Here is a 16292-nt window from a genome sequence, read left to right on the forward strand (position 1 = left end):
TGGCTTTGGCGGACCCGTCCGATACTGTTGCTGCGCCTGTGCAGTGCGCGGCTTTCCCGGATGGTGTGTTTTCGAAATGTCAGTCAGCCTGTACAGCGGCCACACCCTGCAGATAGCTTGGGTGGCCAAGAGCCCCGGCACCACGCAGATAGCATGGGCTGGAGCGGCGATAAATCGGTAACGCTTGAAACGAAGCTCGCAAACGCGGGCTTTTTTTTCGTCCGCATCCCGGCCCTGTGCCAAGCGCGTGATCGACTCCCTGTGATCGGCCTTACAATGTTGCTATCTCAAAAACAGGCGAGTCCGACCATCCATGGCCCACATCCATCCAGCCGGCTGGCGCGAGATGTCCGTCACCGGCGCCGCCGCACGTGAGATCGAAACCCTGACGCTGCTGGAAAAGCGTTTGTCCGACACGCCTTACGAGATCTACCACGGCGTGCACTGGACCAATGTCGAGCACGGCTTCTCGGCCTATGGCGACATCGACTTCATCATTCTCGCCCCCAACGGCCGCCTGCTGCTTATCGAGCAGATCGCCGGCTTCCTTAACGAGACCAAGGATGGCCTGGTCAAGAACTACCAGGGCAAGCCGCGCAAGATCCGCCACCAGATCCTGCACACCATCGAGGGCTTCGCCAAGCGCTACCAGGGCGAGCTATCGATCGACTACCTGCTCTATTGCCCCGACTACATCGTCAAGGACCCTGTCCAGGCCGGCATCGACCCGAATCACATCATCGACGCCACCACCAAGGGCCGCCTGGGCGCCAAGATCCGCGAGATCCTGCCGGTCACCGCGCGCACCGAGGACTTCGACCGGGTCACCCGCTACCTCGGCGACACCCTGAGCCTGCGCCCCGACCCGAGCTCGATGATCGGCTGCGCCACCCAGATGGTGACGCGCCTGTCCGGGGGCCTGGCCACCTGGGCGCGGCGCCTCGAGTTTTCACCCTTCCGCCTGCGCGTGGTGGGCACGGCCGGCAGCGGCAAGACCCAGCTGGCGTTGGCCGAGTACACGGCCGCCATCGACGCCGGCCTGCGGCCCTTATATGTCTGCTTCAACCGCCCGCTGGCCGACCACATCGGGCGCCTGGTGCCGCCCGGCGGGCGCGTGGCCAACTTCCATGAACTGTGCGACGCCTGGCTGCGCGCCAAGGGAGAAAGTCCGGACTACGGCAAGCCCGATGTCTGGTCCGAGATCGAGGGCGTGCTGGCCTCGGCCGACCTGCCCGAAACCTGGCAGTACGACGTGCTGATCGTCGACGAGGGCCAGGATTTCTCGCCCGTCTGGCGCGACATCGTGCTGCGCATGCTGAGGGAGGGCGGGCGCGCGATCTGGCTGGAAGACCCGGACCAGAACCTGTACGGCAAGGAGATGGTGGCGCTGCCCGGCTGGGTGGTGCTGCACTCGAACACCAACTACCGCAGCCCGCGCGAGGTCGTGCAGATGCTGTCCTCGATCGGCGCGGTGAGCCAGCCAGTGGAGGCGGGCAGTCCCTTCAAGGGCGCCGACATCGAAGAGATGACCTATCCGGAAGGCGACGTCGACGCCATGCTGTCCCAGACCCGGCGCGCCGTCACCTCCTGCCTGGCCGCCGGCTTCGGGCGCCAGGACATCGCGATCTGCTCCTTCCGCGGACGCGAGAAATCGGCCATCCTCAAGCTCGACAAGCTCAGCGACGCGCACACGCTGCGTTCCTTCACCGGCGCCTACGACCTGTTCGGCAATCCGGTGTTCCGCGAGGGCGGCCTGCTGGCCGAATCGGTCTACCGTTTCAAGGGCCAGTCGGCGCCGGCGCTGATCTTCACCGAGATCGACTTCGAGGAGATGGACGAGCTCACGCTGCGCAAGCTGTTTGTCGGCATGACGCGTGCGCGCCTGAAGCTGGTGCTGGTGATGAGCGATCGGGCTGCGGCGCAGTTCGTCGAGCGCGTCGAAGGCGCCGCCTTCAGCGAATGAGGGCGCCGGCCAGTGCCCGGAACAGGGCGCCGGCATGGCGTCCGCTGCCCGCATCGTCGTAGCCGCCGGCCGTGCTCACGACCACCAGGCTGAGTGTCGGCACGATGTAGAGGCGCTGGCCGCCGTTGCCGAAGCCGGCGTACCAGCGGTGCTTGCCGCCCAGGGCATCGACCATCCCGCTCCACCACTGGTAGCCGTATTGCAGGCCGTCGCCGGTTTCCACGTGCGCCTTCAGGGATTCGTCTATCCACTGTGCCGGCACCACCTGCCTGCCTTGCCACTGTCCCCGCTGCAGCACCATCTGGCCGATGGTCGCCAGGTCGCGCGGCCGCAGGCGCAGGCCGGCGAATGCCATCGGGCGCAGGCGCACATCCTTCTGCCATTCCCAGTCCGTGATGCCGAGCGGCGCGAACAGTTTTTGCTGCGCGTAGTCCTCGAGTGGCATGCCGGTGCGGCGCATCAGGATGTCGGCCAGCACGGCCGTGGTGCCGCCGTTGTAGTTGAAGACGGCCCCGCCTGGCGCGAGCGGGCGGTCGAACAGGTAGCGCGCCTGCGAGGAGCGCCAGTACAGGCCGGTCTCGTCGTTGCCTATGCCGTAGCGGATCGGCTCTTCCCAGGCCAGGCCGCTCGTCATGGTGAACAGCTGGCGCAACGTCACCTTCTCGCGGCCTCCCGTCTTGAGGTCGGCGAGCTCGGGGTAGAGATCGAGCGCCGGCGTATCGAGTTGTGGCATGCGGCCCTCGCCCTGGGCGATGCCCCACAGGAGGCTGGTGACCGACTTGCTGACCGAGCGCAGGTCGTGGCGCAGGATGGCGTCGAACTGTACGGTGCGCGCGAAGGGCGACCAGATCGAGCGGTCGCGGCCCTGGTAGTAGCGCTCCGCCACCACGGCGCCGTGGCGCAGGACGACGATGGCGTGGACATTGGCGCCGTCGCGTGCCGGCGCGTCGAGCAGTGCGCATAGCTTCGTTGCTGCGAAACCTGCTGATTCGAGTCGGGGCGCGTCGCATGCGGCGGCCGGGAGCAGCACCCATGCGAGCAGCGTGGCAAGAAGGGAGTGTGTTTGTGTCCGCATGGTGGTCGAAGGAGTATGCCGTGGATAGGAATCGTATTGCACCATCCGTACCGTGCCGGCGAAATGCCCTTTGCCGTGAACTCGCCTAACACATCCCCGAATCGATGTTTTAAGCGGACGAAAAGCACGTCCGGCGGAGCGTGCTAGCATTGCTGGGTTGAATTGGGGAGAAGAAGATGAAACAGCTCGTGGAGACAAAGGCTGCCCGGCTACGCCTGAAACTGCTGGGCGCGTCGGCACTGATGGTGCTGCTTGTGGCATGCGGCGATCATCCACCGAAGGACGACGATGACGGTGAAGACCCGCCGCCGCAGAACGCGGCCATCACCATCGTCGCGGGCGACCCCACGGCCTCAGGCACCCGGGATGCCACCGGCACGTCGGCGCGTTTCAACACGCCACGCGGCATCACCATCGACGCGAGCGGCAACCTCTACGTGGCGGACCAGGTCAACGCCACGATCCGGCGCATCACGCCGTCTGGCGTCGTCACCACCCTGGCCGGCCGGGCCGAGGCGCGCGAGAGCATCGACGGCACCGGCGCCAACGCGCGCTTCACCAGTCCCGCGGCGATCGCGATCGACAGCAATAATGTGATGGTTGTGGCCGATGCGCGCGCCGTCCGACGGGTGGGCCTGGATGGGCGGGTCGACACCCTGTTTACGCTGCCGATCGGGAGCAATGTGGCGTCCGGCAGCCTGAACCACGTGTACACGGGCGGCATCGATGTCGACTCCAGTGGCAATGTCTACGTAACCAATGGCTACGGCACCCGCCGCATCAACTCCTTCGGCGTCGCGACCATGATCGAAGGCGTCGCGACGCAGAACAACCTCACCGGCACGCGCGACTTCCTGCCGCGCGGCGTGGCGGTCGACGACAGCAACGTGGTGTATGTGGCGGACCTGACGAACACGATCAGCAAGGTCAACGGCACCGGTAATGGACTCACGCGTTTCGTCGGCTCCTCCGGCATCACGGGTTCGACCAACGGGACGGGAACGAGCGCCAGCTTCGAGCGCGTGGTGGCGATGACGGCCGACCCGCAGGGCAACCTTTACGTGGCGGACGGCGTGAACAACCTGATCCGCAAGATCACGCCGGGCGGCGTGGTGTCGACCATCGCGGGCACGGTGCGCGGCACGAGCCTGAAAACCGGGCCGCTCGAAGGCAGCAGCTTCGCAGACCTGCGCGGCATCACGACGGACGGCAAGGGCAACCTGTATGCGACGTCAGGGCACGCCGTCATCAAGATCGTGCTGCCCTAAGGTTTGGTAGGGTGGACCGGGCCACGAGAGGCGGCTTCGCCGTCCGCGCGTTCAACTACCGGATGCACTGTGGTAACCGCTCATTTTTTTCGAAGATCAGTGCCCGATCGCCGCAGTCGCCACCCCCTGCGCCACGCTCGACTTGCTGGTCGTAACAGTCAGCGCAAACAGCGGCTTGCGCGGCGACTGCCCATTGCTCCACTCATAAGCCACGGTACTCTTGACGCCATCCGGCCCCTTGTCCGCCGTATTGCGCTTGCGTTCGCTAGCGAAGGGCGCCGGCGGCTTGCTCATCGCCTTCTCGAACAGCGCCTTGGTCGCGTCCGCAGGGACGGTCTTGGCGTAAAGCGCGCACAGGTTCTTGTCCTGATGCACAACGAGGACAAACTGACCATGCTGGCTGGGAACGACCCAGGCATTCCCCTTGGCGCCCTGCAGGAACATTGCCGCCTTTTCGGCCGGCAGCTGCGGCGTGGTGCTCAGGTGCTTGCGCAGGCCATCGAAGTCGTGCAAGTACTTCAGGCAGTGCGAGGAATAGATGTCCATGAACGCGGCAGCCTGCTGCTCAGGCGCGGCGATAGCGATTGAAGAAAGCAAGGTTCCTCCGAGTGTGATGGCGGCATTGCGCAAGTGCTTGTGCATTCGTGCTCCGGCTGGGTTGGTCTGACCTTACTATGATGCTTTAGTCAACCGAATCGTGGCGCACGACGATGTTCGTCTTGCCTCGTCTATTCCGATGGCGCGCAGCTATACCAAACAAGACTTTCCACTCCACAAGGTCCGGCGCTACTTGGAGCCAGGACCTATCGTGCTCGTCAGTTCCGCTTGGAAAGGGCGGCACAACATCATGACAATGGGCTGGCATACGGTGATGGAGTTCTCGCCCTCGCTGGTCGGCTGCGTGATCGCTTCTTCTAACCACAGTTTCGAGCTCATCCGGCAAAGCCGCGAGTGCGTGATCAACCTGCCGACCACCGCCTTGACGGATACGGTCGTCGGCATCGGCACCACCTCGGGCCTTGAAGTCGACAAGTTCGAGCGCTTCGGTTTAACGCCCGAGGCGATCGATGGCGTGGAAGCGCCGGCGATCCGCGAATGCCACGCCCAGTTCGCCTGCCGCCTGCATGACGACAGCCTGGTGGACAAGTACAACTTCTTCATTTGGGAAGTCGTTGCGGCCAGGGCGGCGCGAACGCCCAAGCATCCAGAGACGCTGCATTACACGGGCGAGGGTCTATTCATCGTAGCCGGGAAAGTGATCAGTCGGCGATCGGCGAGTCTCCTTGCCAAGGAGCCCGACTGATCAACGTGTTCACTTGAGCCGCCGTTTAAGCAGCTGCTGTATGCGGCTCTGCGTCTGTTTAACGCATCGTCGGCATAACTGGACTGCGAGAATTTCTTTCGCAGTATCAATATTCATTGGTAGGATCTCGGGATGAACGCATCCCCTTCCTACGGAATTACCCCTCCACGCATCCGCCGCCGCCAGACCATTGCACTTGTCCTGCTGGTCGTCACAGGTGTCATCAACTACCTCGACCGCGCCACCCTCGCCGTTGCCAACGAGTTCATCCGTGCCGATCTCGGCCTTTCGCTCGGCGAGATGGGATTGTTGCTGTCGGCGTTCTCCTGGAGCTATGCGCTGTGCCAGCTCCCGGTCGGCGTGCTGGTCGACAAGATCGGCCCGCGCTGGCTGCTCGGCATGGGCTTGGTGGTGTGGTCCCTGGCCCAGGCTGCCGGCGGGCTGGTGTCGAGCTTCGGCTGGTTCGTGCTTGCGCGGATCGTGCTTGGGATCGGTGAGGCGCCGCAATTCCCGGCGGCTGCGCGCGTGGTGAGCAATTGGTTCCCCTTGCGCGCACGCGGCACCCCGACCGGCATCTACAACTCGGCGTCGCCGCTGGGCTTTGCGCTGGCCCCTCTGTGTCTCTCGCCCTTGATTGCCGCAACGAGTTGGCATTGGGCCTTCTTCGTCACCGGCGCGCTCGGCATCGTGGCCGCCGTGGTCTGGGTCATGCTCTATCGCGATCCGGTGCGCGAGCAGCTTTCCGACGAGGAGCGCGCCTACCTCGACGAAGGCCAGACCCTGGAAGCGGCGCCGAAAGCCGGCTTCGCCTCTTGGCGCGCACTGTTCCGCCAGCGCGCCACCTGGGGCATGTTGCTCGGCTTCTTCGGCTCGGTCTATCTGAACTGGGTCTTCCTCACCTGGCTTCCGGGCTACCTGCGCACGGAGCGCCACATGGATGTGGCCTACGTTGGCGTGGCCGCCACGATCCCCTTCCTGTGCGGCTTCGCCGGCGCCCTGGCGGCTGGATGGGCCTCGGACCAGATCACCAAACGCGCGGCCTCGGCGGTAACGGGACGCCGGACGGCGGTCGTGCTGGCCATGCTGGGCATGGTGGCGTTCACGATTCCAGCGGCGCTGGTCGAGAGCAATACCGCAGCCATCGCCTGCATCTCGATCGTCATCTTCCTGGCCAACGCGGCGTCGGCCTGTTCCTGGTCGCTCGCAACGGCGGTTGCACCGCGCAGCCGCGTTGCTTCCCTCGGCGCGATCCAGAATTTCGGCGGATTTATCGGTGGCGCGCTAGCGCCGATCTTCACTGGCTATATCGCACAAAGCTGGTCCTTCGTGCCGGCTTTACTGACTGGTGCTGGCATTGCCTTCCTTGGCGCGATGTCTTATCAATTCTTAGTGATTCGGCCGATTCCAGAGCTCGAATCAGGAGTTTCAGAAGAATAGATTCCTTATGCAACTTTCCAATTCGGTTTAATGGTCCGGTGAAAATTGCGCAGCTGAGGATTTACCACTTGGCGAAGGTGATCAAGTGAAGGGCAGCCAAGTCGATGAATGATGCGGTGGCAAGTTGGGCAAAGTACTGCGAAGTCTTTCTCGGTAAGTTGTACACCCTGTTTTGGTGCTTGTGAAAGCGGAGTTAAGTGGTGTGCCTCAATAAATTCTTTACCTGCTTCGCCATATATCGCATCTAAAGATGCTTCACAACCTTGGCAAATATAGCCAAGGTTCGCTTTAACATCTTTAACTAGCTTTGAATTTCGCTCTCTACGTTCGCGCTTTTTGTGTTCATCTATCTTTAGCGCTCCATCCAGCCCGGTGACCCCCGCGATAGGAAGTTCCCCAGTCGCTGCAAGTCCTTCCATCACGAGTTCTTCTGCGAAGAAGGTGTCCCCGATGCGTTCATAGATCTCTTCATATAACTCTAACATTAGGAGGAGATCGTTTAGAAATTCGGACAAAGTTGGAGGGTTGGCGATGAGGTATCGCTTTCCGAAAGCTACTGATGCGGCCCATGGATCATCTGCGTTTCGCCCAAATGTGACGTTTCCGCGGCTATATGTTTGGAAGGACTCAACCGAGAATCCTTTGCTTTCCCAGTCTGGCGCGGCATCTCTAATCTTCGGCGCTCGTCTCTTCAACTCACGTAAAGCATCTTTATTTCCTAAAGTACTTTTAAGCCGATCCGCGCCTTGTGCCATTACTAGGCAAAATGATTCAAACCCACGTTCATACAGAAACACTGGATAGTATCCACGCTGAGGTGACGTTGTTAAACGTTCATCCAAAAACGCCATAAATGGTGCTGCGTTCCAGTTGCCGGTTCCAGCACTTGCTCTGGCAATAATGGGCGCTTTAGTTTTCGCCAATACCTGCGCAACCGAATTAGGCCAGTCACTTCGGATAATATGGGCGAGGTGGTTGCCCTTATATTTTTGAGTCCGTTCGAACGCAAATTCTTTGCCGATCTTCAGTGCTATGTGAAGCGCGTCCATATCCTTGCCCTGTTCAATATCTTGAGGGCAACAATACTATGATTTTTTCTTACTGAAAAGATCTTGAACGCGGTTGTCTCAGCAGAGTCACAACTGCGTCAGACAAATGACCAAAAAAAAAGCGGCCTCAACGAGGCCGCTTCGTAGAAACCAAGACTTGCTCAGACGTCAATATTCCCCGCCTGCAGCGCATTGCTTTCAATGAAATTACGACGCGGCTCCACCTCGTCACCCATCAGCGTGGTGAAGATCTGGTCCGCCGCAATCGCGTCCTCGATCTGTACCTTCAGCAGGCGGCGCACGGTCGGATCCATCGTGGTTTCCCACAGCTGCTCCGGATTCATCTCGCCCAGACCCTTGTAACGCTGCTTGCTCACGCCGCGTTCCGCTTCGTCACGCAGCCACAGCATGGCTTCGTGGAAGCCGCGCACCGCGAACTCCTTCATCTTCTCGCCTTCGCCGCGGCGGATGATGGCGCCGTCGCCGATCAGGCCCTGGAAGGTGGCTGCCGCGTTCGCCAGCACCGCGTAGTCGTTGCTCTGCACGAAGTCCGCATCGATCGAGGTGACCTGCACGTTACCGTGGCGCATGCGCTCGATGCGCAGCGCGTGCTTCTCGGACAGCTCGTCCGAACGCACGACCACCTTCACGGCCGGGTCCTTGATCGCCGCTTCCATCGCCTTGGCCGAGGCTTCCGCCTTCTCCAGGGTGCTCATGTCCAGCGTCACGCCACCGGTGATGGCGGTCAGCGCCGCGCGGTCGATCACGCGGGTCAGGCGCATCATGATGGCGTTCGACAGGTTGTACTGGCGCACCAGCTCGCTCAGGGCTTCGCCGTTGATCGGGTCCGCGCCTTCGCGCGGGATCAAGGAAGCGCCGTTCAGCGCGAACGTCATCATGTAGCTCGCTTCCTCGACGTCGTCCTTCAGGTAGCGCTCGTCGCGGCCGGCCTTGACCTTGTACAGCGGTGGCTGGGCAATATAGATGTGGCCACGCTCGACCAGCTGCGGCATCTGGCGGTAGAACAGCGTCAGCAGCAGGGTACGGATGTGGGCGCCGTCGACGTCCGCGTCGGTCATGATGATGATGCGGTGGTAGCGCAGCTTGTCGACGTTGAATTCGTCCGGGCCGATCGAGGTGCCGAGCGTCGCGATCAGGGTGGTGATCTGCTCCGACGACAGCATCTTCTCGAAGCGCGCCTTCTCCACGTTCAGCACCTTGCCGCGCAGCGGCAGGATGGCCTGGAACTTGCGGTCGCGGCCTTGCTTCGCGGAGCCGCCTGCCGAGTCACCCTCGACGATGTACAGCTCGGCCAGGGCCGGGTCGCGTTCCTGGCAGTCGGCTAGCTTCGAGGACAGGCCCAGGCCGTCCATCACGCCCTTGCGGCGGGTCAGGTCGCGCGCCTTGCGTGCCGCTTCACGGGCACGGGCCGCTTCCACGATCTTGCCGCAGATGATCTTGGCGTCGTTCGGCTTCTCCATCAGGAAGTCGGTGAGCGTCTTCGCCACGATCTCTTCGACCGGGCCGCGCACTTCCGACGACACGAGCTTGTCCTTGGTCTGCGAGGAGAACTTCGGCTCCGGCACCTTCACCGACAGCACGCAGGTGAGGCCCTCGCGCATGTCGTCGCCCGAGATCTCGACCTTGGCCTTCTTGGCGAATTCGTTCTCGTCGATGTACTTGTTGATCACGCGCGTCATCGCCGCACGCAGGCCGGTCAGGTGGGTGCCGCCGTCGCGCTGGGGGATGTTGTTGGTGAAGCACAGCACCTGTTCGTTGTAGGCGTCGTTCCACTGCATCGACACGTCCACGCTGATGGTAGTGCCCTGGTCGGACACGCGCTCGCCGGTCGCCTGGAACACGGTCGGGTGCAGGACGGTCTTGGCCTTGTTGATGTACTCGACGAAGCCGCGGGTGCCACCTTCGAAGGCGAACACTTCTTCCTTGCCGGTGCGGTGGTCGGAGAGCTTGATGTTGACGCCGTTGTTCAGGAAGGAGAGCTCGCGGATGCGCTTGCTCAGGATCTCGTAGTGGTACTCGACGGTCGTGAAGATTTCCTCGTCGGCCCAGAAATGCACTTCGGTGCCGCGCTTGTCGGTGTCGCCGAGGACCTTCATCGGCGAGACTTCCACGCCGTCCACGACTTCGATGATGCGGTCCATCGGGACGCCGCGCGAGAACTCCAGCTGGTGGACCTTGCCTTTCTGGCGCACGGTCACGCGCAGCAGCTTCGAGAGCGCGTTCACGCACGAGACGCCGACGCCGTGCAGGCCGCCGGAAACCTTGTACGAGTTCTGGTTGAACTTGCCGCCGGCGTGCAGTTCCGTCAGGGCGATCTCGGTCGCCGAGCGCTTCGGCTCGTGCTTGTCGTCCATCTTGACGCCGGTCGGGATGCCGCGGCCGTTGTCGGCGATCGAGATCGAGTTGTCGGAGTGGATCGTGACGTGGATCTCGGTGCAGTAGCCGGCGAGGGCTTCGTCGATCGAGTTGTCGAGGACCTCGAACACCAGGTGGTGCAGGCCGGTGCCGTCCGAGGTGTCGCCGATGTACATGCCCGGACGCTTGCGAACCGCCTCCAGGCCTTCCAGGATCTGGATCGAGGAGGCGCCGTATTCATCCGCCTTGGGGGCGGGAGTGTTTTCTGGTTGGGTATTCTCGGACATGGACTGCTTTCTCATAAAACGGGTAATTCAGGCCGCCTGGCGCGCGGCCATGAGGTGTGCCGACTGATTAAATCCGCATCGGCATGACGACGTACTTGAAGTCGCCATTGTCGGGAATCGAGATCAGCGCCGACGAATTCGAGTCGCCCAGCGCGATGTTCACCTGGTCGCACTTGAGGTTGTTCAGCACGTCGAGCAGGTAAGTCACGTTGAAGCCGATGTCGATGGTGTCGCCACCGTAGTCGATCTCGAGTTCCTCGACCGCCTCTTCCTGGTCGGCATTGGTCGAGCTGATCTTCATGACGCCTGGCTCGATGATGCAGCGCACGCCCTTGAACTTGTCGCTGGTCATGATCGCAGCACGCTGCAGCGAGCGCAGCAGCTCGTCACGGCCGATGGTGAACTCGTTCTTGTAGCCCTTCGGGATCACGCGGGTGTAGTCAGGGAACTTGCCCTCGACCAGCTTCGAGACCAGCTCGATGTCGGCGAAGGTCAGTTTCACCTGCGAGGCCGCGATGTCCAGGCGCACGGTTTCGTCGCTTTCTTCCAGCAGGCGCTGCAGCTCGATGATGGTCTTGCGCGGGATGATGACTTCCTGGCGCTCGAACTGCTGCTCGGTCTCGACCTGGCAGAAGGCCAGGCGGTGGCCGTCGGTCGCCACGGCGATGATGTTGGTGCCGTCCAGCACCAGCAGCAGGCCGTTCAGGTAGTAGCGGATGTCCTGCTGGGCCATGGCGAAGTGCACCATGTTGAACAGGTGCTTCAGCGTTTTCTGCGGCAGGGTCACCGAGGCGTTGTAGCTGTCGGCCACCGAGACGGTCGGGAATTCCTCGGCCGCCAGGGTTTGCAGGGCGAAGCGCGACTTGCCGCTCTGGACGGCCAGGCGCTTGTTCTGCAGGGTCATGGTGACGTCGCCCGATTCAGGCAGCGCGCGCAGGATGTCGAGCAGCTTGCGCGCGGCGACGGTGGTGCCGGTCACGTCGTCGCCCGAACCGATGTTCGCGAGGGTCGTGATCTGCACTTCGGTGTCGGTCGAGAGGAACGAGACGCTTTCGCCGTCCTTGCGAATGAGGATATTGGCCAGAATCGGCATAGTGTGCCGACGCTCGACAATACCGCTCACGATCTGCAGTGGCCGGAGAAGCGTGTCTCGGGTGGTTTTGACCAGTTGCATAGATATCCTCAGTAGATGTTGAAATTTTTATTGCTATAACACTATTTTGCCAATTGCCGGGAGCAAACACAAACGCTCCCGCATACGGCGGTGAAACGCGGTGTCAACCCTTCAGCGTCTGCTCCAGCACGTGCAGCTCGTGGTTGCATTCCGCATTCTTCTGGCGATCCGCGGCGATCTTGCGCACCGCGTGCAGCACGGTCGTATGATCGCGGCCGCCGAACAGCTCGCCGATCTCCGGCAGGCTCTTCTGGGTCAGTTCCTTGGCCAGGTACATGGCGATCTGGCGCGGGCGGGCGATGTTCGCCGGACGGCGCTTCGAGTACATGTCCGCGACCTTGATGTTGAAGAAGTCCGCGACCGTCTTCTGGATGTTCTCCACCGAGATCTGGCGGTTCTGCACCGACAGCAGATCCTTGAGGGCTTCCTTCACCACGTCGATGGTGATGTCCTTGCCGTGGAAGCGCGAGTAGGCCAGGATCTTGCGCAGCGCGCCTTCCAGCTCGCGCACGTTCGAGCGCAGGTGCTTGGCCACGAAGAAGGCGACGTCGTCCGACAGGCCCACGCCCTCGGACTGCGCCTTCTTGAGCAGGATCGCCACGCGCATTTCCAGCTCGGGCGGCTCGATCGCCACCGTCAGGCCGGAGTCGAAGCGCGAGATCAGGCGGTCGTCCATGCCGGTGATCTCTTTCGGATAGGTATCCGAGGTGATGATGATCTGCTTCTTGGCCGCGATCAGCGCTTCGAAGGCATAGAAGAACTCTTCCTGCGTGCGGCTCTTCCCACCGAAGAACTGAATATCGTCGATCAGCAGCATGTCGAGCGAGTGATAGTAATGCTTGAAGTCGTCGAAGCCTTTTCTCTGGTAGGCGGTGACGACGTCGCGCACGTACTGCTCTGCGTGGATGTAGCGGATGCGCGCGTTCGGGTTGTCGGCCATGACCTGGTTGCCGATCGCGTGGATCAGGTGGGTCTTACCGAGGCCGACACCGCCGTAGAAGAACAGCGGGTTGTAGGAGATGCCCGGATTGTTGGCGACCTGGATCGCGGCGGCGCGCGCCAGCTGGTTCGCCTTACCGGTCACGAAGCTGTCGAACGTCAGGTCGGTGTTGATCCGGCTCTGCTCGCGCTTGGGCGAGTTGGCGATGTTGACGTTGCCCTGGGTCGGCGCTGCTTCCGGCTGGCGCGGAGCATTGAAATCGGGCGCCGCACCGCCTCCGGCGGTGCCGGCCGAGGCAGGGCCCGCCGGCTTCTTGGCCGGATTGTTCTTCGGGTCGAGCACGAACTGCACTTCCACCGGCGCTTCCCAGTACTGGCAGGCGAGCTCGGTGATGCGGGTGGCGAACTGCGTCTTGACCCAGTCGAGCTTGAAGCGATTCGGCGCCGCAATGCGCAGCTTGCCGTCCTCGTAGTCGAGCACGACGAGCGATTTGATCCACGCGCTATATTGCTGCGGCGTCAGCTCGAGTTCCAGCTGCGCGGAACAGGTCTGCCAAAAATTTTCCATACTTCGCTAGTTGATACGTAACACGCTATTTTACCTGTCTCAGCCGAAGTTATCCACAGGTTGCGCCCACTATTTTCAACCGGATGGCCGGTTTTGCAAGGCTTGCGGAGCTCATCGGGAAACAACAGCTTTCTTGACAGCTGGACTGCAAATCGTGTCTAATTCAGGGTTCCCCGTCCGTGCGCCATATCAAGCTGACATCGTTGGCACCAGGTTGTCCGGGCGAAAACGAGTATCCCTGTGGCGTGACGCTGGCTTAACCATCTGCGAACTGTCATTGGCGACGAATCCTGACACGACGTCAGACCCGATTTTGCACTTACTTTTGCTTTAAGCGAGACCACCATGAAACGTACTTACCAACCTTCCGTCGTCCGTCGCAAGCGCACGCACGGCTTCCGCGCACGTATGGCTACCCGTGGTGGCCGTCAAGTCCTGAACGCACGCCGCGCCAAGGGCCGCAAGCGCCTGGCTGTCTAAGTTTTAGACAGATCGACGCGGTCGGTATGACAGGCGAAGGTTCGCACGACTTCGCGCGCGTTCGGCGTATCGTTAAAACGGATGAGTTTTCATCCGTTTTTCGTTTGCGGCCGACGCAAAAATCCGCGCATTTCGTGCTCTATACCCGACCCACTACGCTGCCGCATGCGCGGCTCGGCGTCGTTGCGGCCAAACGTTTTGCGCCGCGCGCGGTGACCCGCAACACGATCAAGCGCGTCACGCGCGAACTGTTCCGCACCAGCCAGCTGCAGCCCGTCGACTGTATCGTGCGCCTGTCGCGCCCGGTGAACGGCAAGGACGGACCGGCGACCACGCGTGCGCTCAAGCGCGAGCTGCGCGCCGAACTCACGCGCCTGTTCGCTTCCCAGCGTCCGCGCCGTCCCAGTCCCCCCGTAGCGCCATGAAGACGCTGCTGGTCTGCTTGCTTCGCGGCTACCAGCTGCTGCTGTCCCCGATGCTCGGGCAGAAATGCCGTTTCTACCCGACCTGCTCCAACTATGCGATCGAAGCGCTGCGCGTCCATGGCGCCGCACGCGGTTCGCTCCTGGCCGCGCGCCGCGTGTGCCGCTGCCACCCGTGGAATCCGGGCGGCGTCGACTTCGTGCCTCCGCCCGCGGACAAGCACCAGCAACCTCCACCAGCCGCTCGCGGTTGTAACCACTCCTGACTAGACTCCAATGGAACTCAATAAACGTACCGTCCTGTGGATCGTGTTCGCCATCTCGCTGATTGTTCTCTGGAACAATTGGATGGTGGCCAACGGTAAGCAGTCGCTGTTCTCGGCTGCGCCGCCCGCCAAGGTCGCGCAGCAGCAGCCGGCCAAGCCGAATGACGTGCCGGCCGCCGCCCAGGCAGGCGCCGCCGCCGTTCCTGGCGGGCCGGGCGCAGGCCCGGCCGGCGCCGCACCGGCAACGCAACGCGTCACCATCACCACCGACATCGTGAAGGTCGACATCGACACCCTCGGCGGCGTCATCAAGCGTCTCGAACTGCTGAAGTTCCCGGATCACTTTGACAAGACGAAGAACCAGGTCCTGTTCGACGTGGGCGGCCCCAACACCTACCTCGGCCAGACCGGCCTGATCGGCCAGACCCCGGCCGGCGTGCTGCCGAACCACCAGACCCCGTTCACCGTCCGCGGCGGCGCGCCGACCCGCGACGCCAACGGCAACGTGCAACTGGTGCTGGACGCGGAGCAGGGCGGCGTGCGCCTGACCAAGACCTTCACCTTCAAGAAGGGCGACTACACCATCGGCCTGCGCCATGACGTGACCAACCTGACTGCCGCGCCGGTCCAGCCTTCGCTCTACCTGCAGCTGCAGCACGACGGCAACAAGCCGGCCAATGATTCCTGGTTCATGTCGAGCTACACCGGCCCGACCTTGTACACGAGTGAGGACAAGTACCAGAAGCTGACCTTCGAAGAAATCGAGGAGGGCAGCGCCCAGCACTCGACCAAGGCCAACAACGGCTGGATCGCGATCTCGCAGCACTTCTTCGTCTCGGCCTTCATCCCGGCCGACAAGGCGCAGCGCGACATCTTCACCAAGAAGATCGCCACCAACCTGTACGCCATCGGCACCGTGCAGCCGCTGGGCACCGTGGCGCCGGGCGCCACCGTCTCGACCGACAGCCGCCTGTATTCGGGCCCGCAGGACGAGAAGACCCTGGAAACCATCACCCCTGGCCTGGAACTGGTCAAGGACTACGGCATGCTGACCATCCTCGCCAAGCCGATCTTCTGGGTGATGGACCAGCTGCATGCGATGCTGGGCAACTGGGGCTGGACCATCGTCGCCCTGACGATCCTGATCAAGCTGGCCTTCTTCCCGCTGTCGGCGGCCGGCTACCGCAGCATGGCCAAGATGCGCGTGGTGACGCCGAAGATGCAGGCGATCCGCGAGCGCTACAAGAACGACCCGCAGAAGATGCAGCAGGCCACCATGGAGCTGTACAAGACCGAGAAGATCAACCCGCTGGGCGGCTGCCTACCGATCCTGGTGCAGATGCCGGTCTTCTTCGCCCTGTACTGGGTGCTGCAATCGTCGGTCGAGATGCGCGGCGCGCCGTGGATCGGCTGGATCACCGACCTGACCCAGCCGGACCCGTACTACGTCCTGCCGATCATCTACGCGATCTCGATGTACATCACCACCAAGCTGAACCCGCAGCCGGCCGACCCGGTGCAGGCGAAGATGATGCTGTTCATGCCGCTCGCGTTCTCGGTGATCTTCGTGTTCTTCCCGTCCGGCCTGGTGCTGTACTGGGTGGTCAACAACATCCTGTCGATCGCCCAGCAGTGGGTCATCACCAAGAAGTTCGAATCGGGCGCGGCGAAGTAAGTCTTCCCGC

Annotated in this window: 14 protein-coding genes; 8 read left to right on the forward strand and 6 right to left on the reverse strand. The window is 62.4% G+C overall.

Annotated elements, in window-relative coordinates; all coding sequences use genetic code 11:
- Nucleotides 1-313: 313 nt before the first annotated feature.
- Nucleotides 314-1963 (forward strand): ATP-binding domain-containing protein, encoded by a 1650-nt coding sequence (locus NX780_RS08465; RefSeq protein WP_258827425.1) that lies wholly within the window; start codon nucleotides 314-316, stop codon nucleotides 1961-1963.
- Here the strand turns inward: NX780_RS08465 and NX780_RS08470 are convergent.
- The gene (locus tag NX780_RS08470; protein ID WP_258827426.1) at nucleotides 1953-3038 is read right to left on the reverse strand and encodes a serine hydrolase domain-containing protein; all 1086 of its coding nucleotides are present in this window, start codon (nucleotides 3036-3038) and stop codon (nucleotides 1953-1955) included. The genes NX780_RS08465 and NX780_RS08470 overlap by 11 nt on opposite strands.
- Nucleotides 3039-3214: 176 nt before the next feature.
- On the opposite strand from NX780_RS08470, the gene NX780_RS08475 reads away from it, so the two are divergent.
- Nucleotides 3215-4306, forward strand: coding sequence for an NHL domain-containing protein (locus NX780_RS08475; RefSeq protein ID WP_258827427.1), 1092 nt, complete (start codon nucleotides 3215-3217; stop codon nucleotides 4304-4306).
- Between the two features lie 96 nt (nucleotides 4307-4402).
- Here the strand turns inward: NX780_RS08475 and NX780_RS08480 are convergent, their stop codons facing one another.
- The gene (locus NX780_RS08480) at nucleotides 4403-4948 is read right to left on the reverse strand and encodes an NMCC_0638 family (lipo)protein (protein ID WP_258827428.1); all 546 of its coding nucleotides are present in this window, start codon (nucleotides 4946-4948) and stop codon (nucleotides 4403-4405) included.
- A 94-nt stretch (nucleotides 4949-5042) separates the two neighbouring features.
- Between NX780_RS08480 and NX780_RS08485 the strand changes: the two genes are divergently transcribed.
- The gene (locus NX780_RS08485) at nucleotides 5043-5609 is read left to right on the forward strand and encodes a flavin reductase family protein (protein WP_258827461.1); all 567 of its coding nucleotides are present in this window, start codon (nucleotides 5043-5045) and stop codon (nucleotides 5607-5609) included.
- Between the two features lie 132 nt (nucleotides 5610-5741).
- Nucleotides 5742-7046: an MFS transporter gene (locus NX780_RS08490; protein WP_258827429.1), complete on the forward strand. Its 1305-nt coding sequence runs from the start codon at nucleotides 5742-5744 to the stop codon at nucleotides 7044-7046.
- A 5-nt stretch (nucleotides 7047-7051) separates the two neighbouring features.
- Here NX780_RS08490 and NX780_RS08495 read toward each other — a convergent pair whose 3' ends face one another.
- From NX780_RS08495 to dnaA, 4 genes are all read right to left on the reverse strand, one after another.
- A complete protein-coding gene (locus NX780_RS08495) occupies nucleotides 7052-8095 on the reverse strand; it encodes an MrcB family domain-containing protein (protein WP_258827430.1) in 1044 nt (347 codons plus the stop codon).
- Between the two features lie 161 nt (nucleotides 8096-8256).
- Nucleotides 8257-10758 carry a DNA topoisomerase (ATP-hydrolyzing) subunit B gene (gene gyrB, locus NX780_RS08500; RefSeq protein ID WP_258827431.1) on the reverse strand — a complete coding sequence of 834 codons (2502 nt, stop codon included), beginning with the start codon at nucleotides 10756-10758 and terminating at the stop codon, nucleotides 8257-8259.
- 67 nt (nucleotides 10759-10825) lie between these two features.
- Nucleotides 10826-11932 carry a DNA polymerase III subunit beta gene (dnaN, locus tag NX780_RS08505; protein ID WP_258827432.1) on the reverse strand — a complete coding sequence of 369 codons (1107 nt, stop codon included), beginning with the start codon at nucleotides 11930-11932 and terminating at the stop codon, nucleotides 10826-10828.
- A 103-nt stretch (nucleotides 11933-12035) separates the two neighbouring features.
- A complete protein-coding gene (gene dnaA, locus NX780_RS08510) occupies nucleotides 12036-13439 on the reverse strand; it encodes a chromosomal replication initiator protein DnaA (RefSeq protein ID WP_258827433.1) in 1404 nt (467 codons plus the stop codon).
- A gap of 345 nt (nucleotides 13440-13784) precedes the next feature.
- Between dnaA and rpmH the strand changes: the two genes are divergently transcribed.
- The 4 genes from rpmH to yidC are packed head-to-tail and all read left to right on the forward strand — an operon-like array spanning nucleotide 13785 to nucleotide 16282.
- Complete coding sequence (rpmH, locus tag NX780_RS08515) at nucleotides 13785-13919, forward strand: 50S ribosomal protein L34 (protein ID WP_040378179.1); 135 nt, start codon at nucleotides 13785-13787, stop codon at nucleotides 13917-13919.
- Between the two features lie 26 nt (nucleotides 13920-13945).
- Nucleotides 13946-14344, forward strand: a complete 399-nt coding sequence (rnpA, locus tag NX780_RS08520) for a ribonuclease P protein component (RefSeq protein WP_258827434.1) — start codon at nucleotides 13946-13948, stop codon at nucleotides 14342-14344.
- Complete coding sequence (gene yidD / locus NX780_RS08525) at nucleotides 14341-14607, forward strand: membrane protein insertion efficiency factor YidD (RefSeq protein ID WP_258827435.1); 267 nt, start codon at nucleotides 14341-14343, stop codon at nucleotides 14605-14607. The genes rnpA and yidD overlap by 4 nt, the downstream gene beginning before the upstream one ends.
- 10 nt (nucleotides 14608-14617) lie before the next feature.
- Nucleotides 14618-16282, forward strand: a complete 1665-nt coding sequence (gene yidC, locus NX780_RS08530; RefSeq protein ID WP_258827436.1) for a membrane protein insertase YidC — start codon at nucleotides 14618-14620, stop codon at nucleotides 16280-16282.
- The last annotated feature ends 10 nt before the right edge of the window (nucleotides 16283-16292 follow it).

It is taken from the genome of Massilia agri (assembly GCF_024753255.1).
Classification (GTDB): domain Bacteria; phylum Pseudomonadota; class Gammaproteobacteria; order Burkholderiales; family Burkholderiaceae_D; genus Telluria; species Telluria agri.